Consider the following 13,533-nt stretch of genomic DNA (forward strand, 5'->3'; position numbering starts at 1 on the left):
ACTAGATACCAAATTGCCGCTTCAGTTCAGCTACCCTGCTTTTAGATAACTCTCTGTTAAAGGAACGACTCTCAAGTTTTCGCTTTGCCAGTGCTGTTTTTTCCATCGACAGCAGCAGCTCCACATGGTTTAAATACACTTCATCGTTAGCAATTGGTTGTGCAGATACTTTTTCGTAAAGTGCCAATGCCTTTTCTTTTTTACCCTGCGCGATAAGGATCTGCGCTAGCGTATCGACGGCTTCTGGGTTATCGCTTTTAATATCGACTGCACGCTGAGCAAGCTCTTGAGCTCGGTTATAATTTTTATCTTCAAATGCTAAATACGCTAAATTGTTCAGCACCACAAAATTATCTGGCGTTTGCTTTAATATTTGCTCGTAGGTCTTGATGGCCGCACTTTTGTCTTTGCCAATTTGACGCTCTGCCATCAGCATTGCACTTTGCACATCATCACTGTGTTTGTTGACATGCTTTTCAAGAAACGTAAAGGCTTGGTCTTTGCCTCCCGACATTTCATACGCTACCGTCAAAAGTAATGCATTGTCTGAATTCTCCGTCGCATCATAAGCCGCTTTGGCATGCTCAAGTGCTTGTTCTGGTTGCCTGTCAATGAGGTGCAAGCGAGCAATAATCCCTCTTACGAAGGGCAATGCTTTTACGTTATCCGCTGTACCATTGATAATATCCCACGCAGGTTGAGCCTGCCCGAGACGCGCATGGAAGTATGCTTTTAATAGCGTTAATTGGGCATCTGGGCGCTTTGCGAGTACTTTATCGGTTAATGCCAACCCTTGCTCAAATTGCTTTTGAGAATCGGAAATTAGTAGCTTTCCTAATACCGCGTTTTTATCTTGAGGATAAAACGACAGCCAGCGGTCAAAAAACGCTGTGGCGTCTTTTACACTGTTGGTAGCAATTAACGCCTGCCCCTTCAAATTCCAAAACGCTTGTGGCGATGTTTCATCACCCTCTACTTGAGCCAAAAGAGAAACCGTTTTATCGAGCTGTCCGTTTAACGAATACATTCTAGACAGTATCAACCTTAAATTAAGGTCGTTTTGATTGTTATTGAATTGCGCCTGAGTGTGCTCGATAACGGGTTCCACACTTCCTTGCTCTGAAGCTAAAGCAAACCAAAGTGCCAGAGCTTGAATATCGGCCGGATTGCTTTTGATAAAATCTTTAATCAACGCGGTCGCTTCTGTTTTCTTATTTTCAGCAACCAACAGCTTTGCTCGCGAATAGGCCACTTCATTCGCAGCGCCTTTTAACGCACTCGCCTCTTCTAAATACTTTGCTGCTACTTGATATTCGCCTTCAGCAATGGCGATGTTACCCAAGTAAATAAGTGGTGTGGCCTCCTTCGGCGCTTGCTCATTCCACTCTTTAGCCGCACTTTTGGCCTTATCTAACTGGTTCGTTGCTATATAAGCGCGTAATAGGGTGGCCTGAGACGTAACTGAATCTGGAGCTTGTTGCACGGCTTGCTCAAGGTTTACTAAACCGTCAATATCGTTAAGCGACAGCTGAAGTACGCCTAAGCGAGATAAGTCCTCTGCGGTAGTGCTCACCGCTTGAGATTTCTCTACCATTTGCTGAGCGCCTACTACGTTTCCTTCTTTCAGCAATTGATAGCTTGCTTTTGAAAATAGTGCTGCGTCAGTGCCTTGTTCACCCTGAACTCGCGATAATACCTCTAACGCTTCATCATTTTCGCCAAGCTGTAGCATACTGTCTGCCAGCATACGTAAGCCAGGATGATTGTCTGGCAAACTAGAGGCAATCATGGTCAAGTGACGCTGCGCTGCCTCGAAATCTTGTATTTGATAAGCGCTAAACCCTGCTACTAGGCGAACCACTTGATCGCTTCGACCATTTTGCACTGCGGTTTCTAGGTGCTCCAATGCTTTAGCGTAATTCTCTTTGGCTGCCTCGATAATACCTTTAAACGTGTTCAGTAGCGCGTGGCTTTCATTTAATGAAAGGAGTTCATCAACCACTGGCTCTGCTTTATTTAGCTCTCTTAGTTCAACTAAAAGCGCGGCATAAGCAAACTTACTGGTTATGTCGTCGGGAAAGTGATTTAAATAATCGGCATATACATTGGCAGCTTCTCGGGCTTCTCCCTTTTGCAAATAGAGTTTTGCCAGCTGTTGCAGTACGTCTTTGTTGTTCGGAGCCTGCACTCGTAATGCCTCCGTTGCAGCCAATGCCCCTTCCATATCGTTATCTAAAACGAATGCGTAACTCTCTATCAACCCTTTATACACAGAACTAGTGTCTAGCGTAGAAAGTTCTTCTAACAGAGCTTGAGCTTCATCGGTCTTACCAAGCTTCATTAGCGCTTGGAGTTTATAAAAACCAACCTCAGCAGATTCAACTGCCGTCATTCCCTCTGCGCGATAATCTACTTCGGCAAGCGCATTTTCCGCGCCCGACTGCTGATAAGCTAATGACAAAAGTGGAATAACCTGACTCATCGGATGCCCAAGCTCCATTGCTTTATTGAGCTCTTTCTCAGCGGCTGGAAAATTCTTTGCTTGCAAGTACAGCTTGCCTAATTCAAAGCGAGGTGCTGCGGCGTCTGGGGCCTTCTGAATTGCATTTTTATATTCAACAATGGCAGCATCAATTTGTTGAGAAGAAGCATAATTCCTCGCATCAGCCAAATGGCTTTCCATTGATTTTTCTGTACATCCTGATAACAGCACACTGCTCAGTATTACCGCCAACGTTGTGCGTTGAATAAATTTGTTCGGGTTGTTTTTTATCATTGTAATTCCTTGGCCTCGCTCATAAATTTTGATGCCATGCTGCCGCCATCAGTATATAACACGACTTACACTGTTTATTATTTCATCATATTTGTGCAATTTCGTGGCAACCTTGCCATTATTCGAATATAATACGGTTTTTTGCAACACTGCTGGCAAGCATATCGCGAAATACGCTAAAAATACGCTTCATAAACTCGCCCGAAAGGCCAGTTCATCGCTGTATAGCGTCTTGCGATAATAAACCGAAAAAGTACGGTTTAATCGTATGCCGCACCCTCCTTACTTAATGCACCAGGATCCTTAATGACCACAACTGTCGACATGACATTTAAAGACCTCAATTTACCAGAACCTATCTTACAAGCCCTTGAAAAAGTTGGCTACGAGAAGCCGTCTCCAATTCAAGCAGAGAGTATTCCTCTGTTGCTTGAAGGGCACGATTTACTCGGTCAGGCACAGACAGGGACAGGAAAAACCGCTGCGTTTGCCCTGCCTATGTTGGCAAACATCGATCCTGAGCAACGTAAGCCGCAATTACTGGTATTGGCCCCAACCCGTGAACTAGCTATACAGGTTGCAGAGGCGTTTCAGGTTTATGCGAGCTTTAGTCAAAAAATTAAAGTACTTCCAGTATACGGCGGTCAGTCGTACGACAACCAAATTCGCCAGCTTAAGCGTGGCGTGCAAGTTGTTGTAGGTACACCAGGCCGTATCATCGACCATATTAAGCGCAAAACACTAGACCTAAGCGAACTTAAGTTTCTAGTGCTAGACGAAGCTGATGAAATGCTTCGCATGGGCTTTATTGACGACGTTGAACTTATTCTTAGCCACGCACCAGAAGAGCGTCAAACTGCGCTGTTCTCGGCAACCATGCCTGGCCCAATTAAGAAAATTACTCAGCGTTATTTAAAAGATCCTAAGCACGTTAAAATTGCGTCTAAGGTAAGCACTGCTAGCACTATTCGCCAGCGTTACTGCCAAATTGCACCTCACCACAAGCTTGAAGCGCTTACGCGCATCATGGAAGTGGAAGTGTTCGACGGTATGATTATTTTCGTACGTACTAAAACGGCAACGGTTGAACTGGCTGACAAGCTATCTGCTCGTGGTTACGACGTAGAGCCGCTAAACGGTGATATTCCTCAGGCAGCCCGTGAGCGTACCGTTGAAAAGCTTAAGCAAGGTCAAATCGACATTCTTGTTGCTACCGACGTAGTTGCTCGTGGCCTTGACGTTGAGCGTGTAAGCCACGTTATTAACTACGATATCCCTTACGACAGCGAGTCTTACGTGCACCGTATCGGTCGTACAGGTCGTGCGGGTCGACAAGGTGATGCGATTCTATTTATCTCTCACCGTGAAAAGCGCTTGTTGTTCTCTATCGAGAAAACGACTAAGCAGCCTATTGAAGCAATGCCAATTCCTTCAATTAGCGAAATTAACGAAACCCGTTTAAGCCGCTTTAAGCAATCGGTTGCTGAAGCAACCCAAGACGATAGCATTGAATCACTAATGCCTATTGTTGAGATGATTAAGGAAGAGAACGAAGCGTCTCCAGAAGTATTAATGGCAGCGCTTCTTAAAATTGCTCAAGGCGATGAGCCGCTAATTCTTAAAGAATCAGATCGTCCTGATATCAATAGTAAGCCACAGCGCGATAGCCGTGATAGAAACTCTCGTGATGGCCGCGAAAGAAAGCCAAAAGTACCACGTGGAAACCGTAAGCCTGAAGAAGGCATGCAGCGCTTCCGCATTGAGGTAGGGCACGTTCACGGCGCTAAGCCTGGCAATATCGTAGGCGCTATTGCTAACGAAGCTAACATTAACTCGAAGCACATTGGCGCTATCGAAATTTATGACAACTTCAGTACGGTTGACCTTCCTGAAGGCATGCCTAAGGAAACCCGCGATACGCTACAAGGCACCCGTGTTGCTGGCCAACGCTTGAACATTCGCGAATGGTCTGACACACCACCACCTAAGGGGCGTGGTGACCGCGGTAACCGTGGCGACAGAGCGCCTCGCGGAAATCGTGAAGACCGAGGTAATCGCGGCAACCGCGATGACCGAGGCAATCGCGGAGATCGCGAAAACCGTAAGCGTAAGAACTAAATAGCAATACATTCAGCCTTTATATAACTAATTGCAATATGAAGGCTGTTTTCGTTGTTTTCTAATTAAAAAGAATTGGCGCAAAATAGTGTCAGTTCTTTTTTTGTATTTGAAGCTAAGAAAACCTTTATGGATTACTTTCCGTTATTTCTAGATGCCAGAAAACTACACGTACTTATTGTAGGTGCAGGTGAAGTGGCAGCCCGTAAGCTAGAGCTAATTATGAAGACGCCTGCCACCATTACCGTAGTGGCGCCTTGGGTTTGCGATACCGTAAAGCAGCTTGCCCAGAACGAGAAAGTAACACTTATTGAGCGTGAGTTCGAAAATAGCGACCTCACCCAAAAAGATATGGTATTTATTGCCACCGATAAGGGTGATGTTAACCAGCATATTCACGATCTTGCTCGCGCTAACAAGGTATTGGTAAATGTGGTGGACAACACGCCTCTATGCCAATTCATTACCCCCTCTATTGTTGACCGCTCGCCCATTGTTATTGCCATGAGCAGTGGTGGCGTAGCGCCAGTGTTACTGCGCTATTTACGTCAAAAGTTAGAAACGGTTTTGCCTGCGAATTTAAGTCGACTTGGCGCATTTTCTGAAAAATTCCGTGAAAAAGTAAAGCAAACACTTAGCGGAGTTACCGCTAGACGCTACTTCTGGGAAGACGTACTGGACGGCGACATTGCTGAAATGGTGGAAAAAGGACAAGACAAAAAAGCCGACGACGCCTTTGAACTTGCACTACAAGCGGCAGCTGAAGATAAAAAAGTTGAAGGTCAGGTGTATTTGGTTGGCGCAGGCCCGGGCGACCCTGACCTACTTACCTTCCGCGCGCTTCGACTAATGCAAAAAGCTGATGTAGTGGTATACGACCGCTTGGTTTCCCCTCAAATTCTTGAACTTGTGCGCCGCGACGCAGAGAAAATCTACGTAGGCAAAGCCAAAAGCAATCACACGCTTCCTCAGGACGACATTAACCAGCTAATGGTTGACGAGGCTAAGAAAGGCAATCGTGTTGTGCGCTTAAAAGGCGGCGACCCGTTTATTTTTGGCCGAGGCGGCGAAGAAATTCAAACGCTGATTAAACACGGTATCGACTTTCAAGTGGTGCCGGGCATTACTGCTGCAAGCGGCGCATCAAGCTATGCGGGAATTCCGCTTACTCACAGAGACCACGCACAGTCGGTCGTGTTTGCTACCGGCCACTTAAAAAATGGCACTATCGATCTTAACTGGCCAGCCCTTGCCCAAAAAGGCCAAACTGCAGTGTTTTATATGGGGCTAACGGGTTTGCCAATCATTTGTGAGAAGATGATTGAGCATGGACTAGATGCCAGCACGCCTATCGCGTTGGTTCAGTCTGCCACCACAGAAAAGCAACAGGTGCTAACCGGCACCCTTGAAAACATTGTTGCTAAACAAGAGAAAGCACAGCTTCAGCCTCCTACACTTATTATTGTAGGTAGCGTAGTGAGCCTTCACAATGAGTTAAGCAGGTTTCAAGAATAGGCGGCGTTAATTGCCTACGTATTTCTTGAAAATTGTTTCAACTAAACTCTCTCTTCTTGGGCTATCTCCTATCGAACTATCCCTCACCCTTGTTTTTTACGATTAGGCGCGCATACTCAATAGCATGACAAGTTTGTAGAGTACGGTGCACTACCCAGTGTTTGAAAAAGCTCTGTGCAAAAAAACCTTTTTATCTGACGTTTGCTTGAATTATAAAGCGAGCGCAACTGGCGTACTTCTGCTGCTTTCAAGTTGTCTTTTATCGCCAGTAGCACAAAGCGAACAGCTTAAATACAAGAAAGTAAAAACCGAAACAGGTACTCAATTCAGCTACGAATGGCTAGATAGCGATAATGCCCGTCAGTCTATCTCTTTCGAACTACCAAAAAGTGCAATAAAAAAAGCCCCCAAAAGACAAGCCAATTACAAACCTAAAATAGCGCAGCGTTACGTTACAGTCGCGCTTATGGAAGAAGCTAAAAAAGTTAACCCTAAAGATGCCCGCGTAAAGATTACCCCTAAGCGAGATTCAATTGATATCAACGTACGCGGGGCCAATGAAGACGTTGTTGAAGAGATTCTTGATAACTTGCAAGCAGTGCAGCAGCGTGAGTACGATAAGTATCTGCACGATCATTACTTCACTCGTTTTACTACCCTATTCAACCAACAAGCCATAAAGCCTGACCATGTAAGGTACGTGTCAGAGTCGGTAAAGCCGTTAGTCGCAGCGTCGCAAGCCTTTTACGAAAAAGTACAATCGGACTCAGACTACCGCGCATATTTTTCATTACTTTTAAGTTGGCTTCAAAGTATTCCCTACGACACGATAGAAGATAGAGTGGTGAGCAACGGTTCAGGTTACGCCCCTCCAGTTACCGTGCTTACGCAAAATTTAGGGGACTGTGATAGCAAAGCAGTACTTGCCTCTTCAATGGTAAGGGCATTCCTACCCTCTACAAAAATGATCATTGTTTTTCTGCCAAACCATGCTCTCCTTGGCATTGGCTTAACCGCCAAGGCCGATGACACAACGATAGAGCACGAGGGCGACACCTACATACTCTATGACCCAACTGGCCCTGCGCTTATTCCTTTTGGCCAAGTGTCAGAAGACACAGAGCGCTATATCGCAACAGGTCGGTACCAAGTAGAAATTGTAAGGTGATAGTCAGCTACATTCGCGCGCTTTGTCCAGAATAAAACGTAACTTCACTTTCAATTGCGCTCCCATTCTCCCTGTCGATTACTTCAAATCTAAGTGACCGCATCGGAATATTAGAAAGTGTAAGGGCTTCTACAGAAAAAGGTACAATCCGTTTTTCACCTGGCGCTACCCGAATACTCGATGCGTTAAGTATGCGCATATCAGAAGTGCCAATAAGCCCAATGTCATAAGTTTTGAAAACACGCGTTTTATTAAGCACCGTAAGCGTATAGGTATTCTCAATATGTCCGTCAATGTTTTCTCTGTAGAGTGAATTTCTATCACGACTAATTGAGGCCTCAAAGTCTTGCCTGTCTAACGCCCAACCAACCATCGCTAGTAAAATGGCAACTATGGCAGCACCATATAAGTAATTGGTAAACTTGCGCCCTGCGCTCTTACCAGCGCGGGTATAGTTAATGAGTTTTTGTGCGTAACCAAACTTGGTCATTACCTTATCGCACGCGTCGATACACAATCCACAGTTTATGCATTCGTACTGAATGCCGTCGCGAATATCGATGCCCGCAGGGCACACCTGAACACATAGGTTGCAGTCAACACAGTCACCCAGCTCTTTGTGCTGAGAAAAGCGTTTTCTTGGGCCACGACGCTCTCCTCGCGTGTCGTTGTAAGTAACAAGCGACGTACTGTTGTCAAACATTGCAGCTTGAAAACGTGAGTATGGGCACATATGGGTACACATTTTTTCCCTAAGCCAGCCCGCATTTGCATAGGTGCATACGGCAAAAAATATTGTCCAGCCTGATATTAGCGCAGGGGCTGTGAAAGTAAAAAATTCTCCATACAGGCGTGTTGCTGGATAAAAGTACGACATGAAAACCAGCGCTGTAACAGTACTTACAGACAACCACGCACCATGCTTTAAGATTTTCACTCTTACTTTTTGCAGTGAATTAGGCTGCTTATCTAGGGCTTTACTTTGATTATGCGTGCCTTCAATACGCCGTTCTATCCAATTAAATGCTAGCGTCCACACCGTTTGAGGGCAGGTGAAGCCACACCACACCCGACCAAAGTGACGGGTCACTAAAAACAAAACAAAGGCAGCCAATATAAAAAGCAGCGCAAAAATCATGAGATCTTGCGGATACAACACCCACTTAAACAACGTCAGCGTTTGGCGCCCAACATCAAACAAAATGGCTTGCTGCCCTTGATATTGCAGAAAAGGCAGCGCAACAAAAAGGGCAACCAACATTACATTCAAGTAACGGCGTATTTTTTGAAAGTGCCCCGTTTCCTCGCGGATATAGATTTTGTTATTGTCTACGGGCGTGCAAGCAATGATGTCTTCTTGCCTAACTTTGACTGCAGTCATTAGCTTTCTCCGAAAAATTTTGCGCTAATGGTATGATTTCAAAGCCATAAGAGTAGAAACAGATTGGGGATTTCTTTATAGATCAGTTGTCATGCTTTTGAGGTTCAGCAAAGAGAGTAAGCAGCACAAAAACGAGTTTGTTGTATAGGTTATGTGCGACGCAACTTAAGATATGCTTTTAATGAAAAGCGCTAACTTTCGCAGCTGATTACACTTGGCATCATTGAGTTCAAAAGACGCATTTAGGCGAAAACAATGATTAAACTCATCGGTTAGACTAAACAGTTTACCCGGAGCAATGGTGATATGCAGACGCAATGCTTCTTTATAGATCACCATAGTGTCGATTGAATGCTGACACTCAACCCACAGAAAGTACCCTCCTTTGTGCGCATGGATGGTAGCTACCCCTTCGAAAATATCGTTAAGAAATGCTGTCATTGCCCTTTTACGCGAAACAAGCTTTTTTCTAAGTTGCTTTAAGTGCAGCTCATAATTCTTTGTCGATAAGTAATCTACCAATGCAAGCTGTATGGGGGCGCTAGTAGCAAGGGTGCTCATAATTTGTTGCTTTTGAATATCAAGGGCACGTTTTCCCGCAGCTACCCATCCTATTCTGTACCCTGCTACTAACGACTTTGAAAACGAAGAACACAGCATACTGTTACTTTCTTCCATGAAGTGCTTAATAGGCAGTGGCGCGCGTTTTTCTGTGTATAGCTCTGCGTAAACGTCGTCTTCGATTAACGCAACTTCATACTTACTCAGTAGCGCTGCCACTTTCTGCTTTTCAATATCACTCAGCGAGTACCCTACAGGGTTTTGAAAGTTACTCATTAACCAGCACGCCTTTACGTCATGGTTTTTAAATGCCCTCTCAACCGCGGCTAAATCTAACCCGTTTTCAGCCGATACGGTCACGGTAATGGCTTTGAGCCCTAATCGCTGTAACGCTTGCAATGTGCCATAAAATACAGGCGATTCAATCACTACCCAGTCGCCAGGCATGGTACAGGCCTGCAAACTTAAGTTCAAAGCCTCGAGAGCACCGGCGGTAATAATGATTTCGTCAGGTGAAATGTTTATGCCTTTTGCGGCGTATCGCTTGGCAATAATTTTTCTTAGCTCAAGGTTACCTGGCGGTAAATTATCCATAGCACTTGTTAAAGATATTCGCTGTGCGGCAGCAGCAATAGATTTGTTTAAATGCTGCCTTGGATAAAGGCCCGGGTCGGGGTAAGCAAACCCCAAACTGAACATGTGAGGATCACGGGAGGCTTGTAAAACTTCATAAACAAAGTCATTTACGCTTACTGCGTCTGTGGCTTGCACACGCTCTTTTGAGACACCATTAGCCTTCGCTGTCACCAGAAAGCCCGAACGCTCTTGCGAACTAACTAGGCCCTGGCTTTCCAGCATCTGGTAGGCGTGCAGCACCGTCATCAAGCTAAATCCTGTTTGCTCAGCTTGTTTTCGAAGCGACGGTAGCTTTTCATTTTCTATCCAAACGCCGCGTTCAATCTGCTCTTTGATTTGGCGTGCTAAAAGCTCGTACTTAGCCACGTATCACTCCGATGTTTTCTTACCACCAGAGTATAACAACGACCGAATCATTCTGTTATAAAAAACGATATCGACCTCAGGAAAAAAAAGCACATCATTCACAGACAAATAGAATATTTGAACACTTCTACAAAACCATTCTCAAGTGTTTTATCAAGTCACACTCCGCAAAAAAATTTATGATTCGCTGGAATTGTTGCAGAAAGTCCTAGACGAAGGCTTGGTCATTAGAACTATGAATAAACTCATCAGGGCAAATGTGCTGTGGCAGAACGCCACAGGAAACTTTAATCGATGGCAAATAGACTAGGGCCAAGAACAACCTAGCTCAAATCTAATCTTACAGCGGCATCTGAAAAACCGGGCAACCGTAAGCTCGAGTGTGAGCTAGTATTGATTAACTAAAGCACGTTGATTGCATTAATTGAATCGTTGCTTAGATATTGGTTAAGACGTTCTGTTTGAATAACCATACCATCGATCACTAGCGCAATTTGAGCACCCTCAGGTACATCCATTAGGAGTCTCAGCTCCGCCGAACGATTTGATTCTTCGTCTTTTGAACAATCTTTGTTTTTACAAGTACTCTTTGCAAGATGCCAGTTGTAGCGAAAGTCATTTTCAAGTGAAGCAATAAGACTCTTGTTAGAAGACAACTCATCAGATACAAATAAAATGGCGTTAGCCAGCCCTTGGTTTCCACTCTGCTTTAAACGTAATGTCTCATAACGGGTCCAATCCAGTTGTACTGGTGTAATACCATTGGTGAGCTGTTGCTTAAACTTTTTCAACGAGCTCAAATATACTTTTTGCCCGCCGAAATAATAAGAAGGCACCGACTGAGGGTTGTAATTTTGAACAATTTCTTTATTCAGTTTTTGCAACCTAGTATGTCTGAGATTGAGTGCATCCGAACTTTTGCATTCAATTGGCGTGCGAGTAATAACGTCATCAAAAACTCCCTGACTAATCGGATCATCACACTCCATAATAGCTGCAACACGTTTGTCACTATAATCGCCCAAAATTGGAGACCAAAACATAAAGACATTGTAGTCTTTGTATTTATCTAGCGCCTTGAGTGCACGAATACAATAACCACAATTGGGATCTTTAAAAACAATTACACTGGGTGCGTTCGGTTTCCAAGGCTCTATTAAAAAGTCACTATAAACCTCTGGGGTAGGGATTATTTTTGCATTTAATGCGCTTGTGTCATTTGCTCTAGCTAAACCACTATATCCAAGCAAAATACTTAAAAAAAGTACCAGGAACTTCATGCTACTATAAGTCTCCATTTTTTAGCTTCTGCAAAATCGCCTTTTTCTTTGCTTCACGTGCTTCTTTGTTTTGTTCTATTATTTCTCTTTGTGCCGTTGGATCATCTAGTACATCGTTGAAGGAAATAATAGCCGCTGCAAGCTTTTCTTCAGATTCCTGTAGTGTTTCATCGACATTAGCATTGTTCGTCTCAGTTCTATCTCTCGTATTTTGTTTTGCAACTTTCGGACGATAATCAGGAGACTCAACAGTAACATCTACGATATTACTGTCTTTCTCTTGGTCTTTGATTTGTTCATCAAGTAGTTCATTACCAGTAAGTGAATTCGTATTTTCGCTATGGTCGCTCTTTTCGCTCTTTTCGCTGAAAAACAGGTAACCCAGTACCGCTATAGCTACAACACCTACACTTAATACTATGACGCTAGGCTTCTTTGTTTTCATTACCTTTCCTTAAACTACTTACAAGGTTTGCGTTGTGAAAGAATAACTTCTGCAACAATATGAGTTACCAACGCGGTCTTTAATATATCGCAAATTAATCGTAATTTGCGTATCTTGCGGCAAAGGATTGGTCGGCGTGAAGGTAACAACATTACCATTGAATGAAAAAATACCGTCGAAATAATTTGACCCCGAATAAATTCTAATCTCACCACCTGAATGATTAGACGCGATATTTCTAATATCAAGTGGCTCACTGAAGGTCATATCGATAGGTGCATTGACTGCGTTGTCTTGTGAGCCATGTGCTGGTGTCATAGATGTAAGGGTTGGGTAAGAATTATCTACTGCACCCGTGTTTTCAGTGGTAAACGCCAAGCGGTACTCTGCCACGGCATTACCCGCGACATCACACACGCCCGCAACAACCAACTCATAGTTTTCACCCGCCACCAGATAGGCATCCGGCGTAAACGTAATCGTTCGGCGGTCGCTGCTCAGCGTCACGCTGCCCGCTACTGCACCTGTACTACTGTGAAGCGATACCGTCTCTTCATTCACACAGTGTGCCGCCAGTGATTCATTCAGAAGCAGTCTCACCGGGGCATTTATTGGTACATCTGTGAGCCCTTGCGACAGGTTGTTTGATAACACACTCGGCGCCTGTGCGTCTTCAACGTCACCAGCCGTAAACGTATACTGATGATAACTGCCCACGTTATTACCTGCGATATCCTTCAGGTAGGTACCCCAACTGATATACACGTAATAATGATGCCCCTCTTCTAACAATGCATCTGGGGTTAACGTCACGCGCTTACCGTCTGCACTTAAGCTCAGTGTCGCAGCTTCATTACGCCTTTCCGTATTGTTATACAACCTGAATGACTCACTGGTCAGTGATGTCGGGTCAATACGCTCACTGAAGTCTGCCGTAAACGCCGCATTTAATGCCACGTCCTTTGCACCATTATTCGGGCTGTAGCTTATCAATGAACCGGTTTGTGTGTCGATACCCAACTCTGTGGTGAAGTTGATATTGACGTCTTCTACCTGCACGTTATCGGCTAGGTCTTTCACACCGCTTACATTCAGGCTTAGTGTCTCACCTGCTGGAAGCAGGGTCACAGGTGTGAGCGTTACCAGCGTATGTGAGCTGTCCAGTGTACGACTTACCGCAATCTGCTCACCGTTATGAATCAGGGTAATGCCACCCAATGATAAATGATTTACCGCTTCATTAAACTTCACTCTCACTCGGGCATTTACCGCCACATCGGTTAAGCC

The 13,533-nt window shown here is 44.6% G+C and carries 9 protein-coding genes and 1 pseudogene; 4 read left to right on the forward strand and 6 right to left on the reverse strand.

All coding sequences use genetic code 11. The features are described 5' to 3' along the window. Position 1: 1 nt before the first annotated feature. On the reverse strand, positions 2 to 2,776 hold the full coding sequence (prsT, locus tag ACHUFN_RS16865; protein ID WP_394223725.1) for an XrtA/PEP-CTERM system TPR-repeat protein PrsT: 2,775 nt from the start codon (positions 2,774 to 2,776) through the stop codon (positions 2 to 4). A 306-nt stretch (positions 2,777 to 3,082) separates the two neighbouring features. Here prsT and ACHUFN_RS16870 point away from each other — a divergent pair, with 306 nt between their 5' ends. From ACHUFN_RS16870 to ACHUFN_RS16880, 3 genes are all read left to right on the forward strand, one after another. After that, positions 3,083 to 4,894 carry a DEAD/DEAH box helicase gene (locus ACHUFN_RS16870; protein ID WP_394223727.1) on the forward strand — a complete coding sequence of 604 codons (1,812 nt, stop codon included), beginning with the start codon at positions 3,083 to 3,085 and terminating at the stop codon, positions 4,892 to 4,894. A 129-nt stretch (positions 4,895 to 5,023) separates the two neighbouring features. Then, entirely contained in the window at positions 5,024 to 6,409 is a 1,386-nt protein-coding gene (cysG, locus tag ACHUFN_RS16875) for a siroheme synthase CysG (RefSeq protein ID WP_394223729.1), read from the forward strand. A gap of 157 nt (positions 6,410 to 6,566) precedes the next feature. Continuing rightward, complete coding sequence (locus tag ACHUFN_RS16880) at positions 6,567 to 7,577, forward strand: hypothetical protein (protein WP_394223731.1); 1,011 nt, start codon at positions 6,567 to 6,569, stop codon at positions 7,575 to 7,577. A gap of 7 nt (positions 7,578 to 7,584) precedes the next feature. On the opposite strand, the gene ccoG is transcribed toward ACHUFN_RS16880, so the two are convergent. Both ccoG and ACHUFN_RS16890 read right to left on the reverse strand, forming a co-directional pair. Beyond that, positions 7,585 to 8,958 (reverse strand): cytochrome c oxidase accessory protein CcoG, encoded by a 1,374-nt coding sequence (gene ccoG / locus ACHUFN_RS16885; RefSeq protein ID WP_394223733.1) that lies wholly within the window; start codon positions 8,956 to 8,958, stop codon positions 7,585 to 7,587. Between the two features lie 165 nt (positions 8,959 to 9,123). Further along, the gene (locus ACHUFN_RS16890; protein ID WP_394223735.1) at positions 9,124 to 10,521 is read right to left on the reverse strand and encodes an aminotransferase-like domain-containing protein; all 1,398 of its coding nucleotides are present in this window, start codon (positions 10,519 to 10,521) and stop codon (positions 9,124 to 9,126) included. A gap of 86 nt (positions 10,522 to 10,607) precedes the next feature. Between ACHUFN_RS16890 and ACHUFN_RS16895 the strand changes: the two are divergent. Continuing rightward, a pseudogene (locus tag ACHUFN_RS16895) lies at positions 10,608 to 10,826 on the forward strand (IS481 family transposase); the annotation flags it as partial. 96 nt (positions 10,827 to 10,922) lie between these two features. On the opposite strand, the gene ACHUFN_RS16900 reads toward ACHUFN_RS16895, so the two are convergent. The 3 genes from ACHUFN_RS16900 to ACHUFN_RS16910 form a co-directional block, all read right to left on the reverse strand. Next, on the reverse strand, positions 10,923 to 11,801 hold the full coding sequence (locus tag ACHUFN_RS16900) for a hypothetical protein (RefSeq protein WP_394223736.1): 879 nt from the start codon (positions 11,799 to 11,801) through the stop codon (positions 10,923 to 10,925). Between the two features lie 4 nt (positions 11,802 to 11,805). Beyond that, positions 11,806 to 12,246: a hypothetical protein gene (locus tag ACHUFN_RS16905; RefSeq protein WP_394223737.1), complete on the reverse strand. Its 441-nt coding sequence runs from the start codon at positions 12,244 to 12,246 to the stop codon at positions 11,806 to 11,808. 18 nt (positions 12,247 to 12,264) lie between these two features. Then, positions 12,265 to 13,533, reverse strand: a 1,269-nt coding sequence (locus ACHUFN_RS16910) for an Ig-like domain-containing domain (protein WP_394223738.1), incomplete at its 5' end; no start/stop codon positions are given.

Source organism: Alteromonas gracilis, assembly GCF_043642145.1.
Classification (GTDB): Bacteria; Pseudomonadota; Gammaproteobacteria; order Enterobacterales; family Alteromonadaceae; genus Alteromonas; species Alteromonas gracilis_B.

Excerpts from the sequence above, each read along its gene's own strand:
- prsT (WP_394223725.1), bottom strand. The coding sequence starts at position 2,776 with ATGATAAAAAACAACCCGAACAAATTTATTCAACGCACAACGTTGGCG.
- ACHUFN_RS16870 (WP_394223727.1), top strand. The coding sequence starts at position 3,083 with ATGACCACAACTGTCGACATGACATTTAAAGACCTCAATTTACCAGAA.
- cysG (WP_394223729.1), top strand. The coding sequence starts at position 5,024 with ATGGATTACTTTCCGTTATTTCTAGATGCCAGAAAACTACACGTACTT.
- ccoG (WP_394223733.1), bottom strand. The coding sequence starts at position 8,958 with ATGACTGCAGTCAAAGTTAGGCAAGAAGACATCATTGCTTGCACGCCC.
- ACHUFN_RS16900 (WP_394223736.1), bottom strand. The coding sequence starts at position 11,801 with ATGAAGTTCCTGGTACTTTTTTTAAGTATTTTGCTTGGATATAGTGGT.
- ACHUFN_RS16905 (WP_394223737.1), bottom strand. The coding sequence starts at position 12,246 with ATGAAAACAAAGAAGCCTAGCGTCATAGTATTAAGTGTAGGTGTTGTA.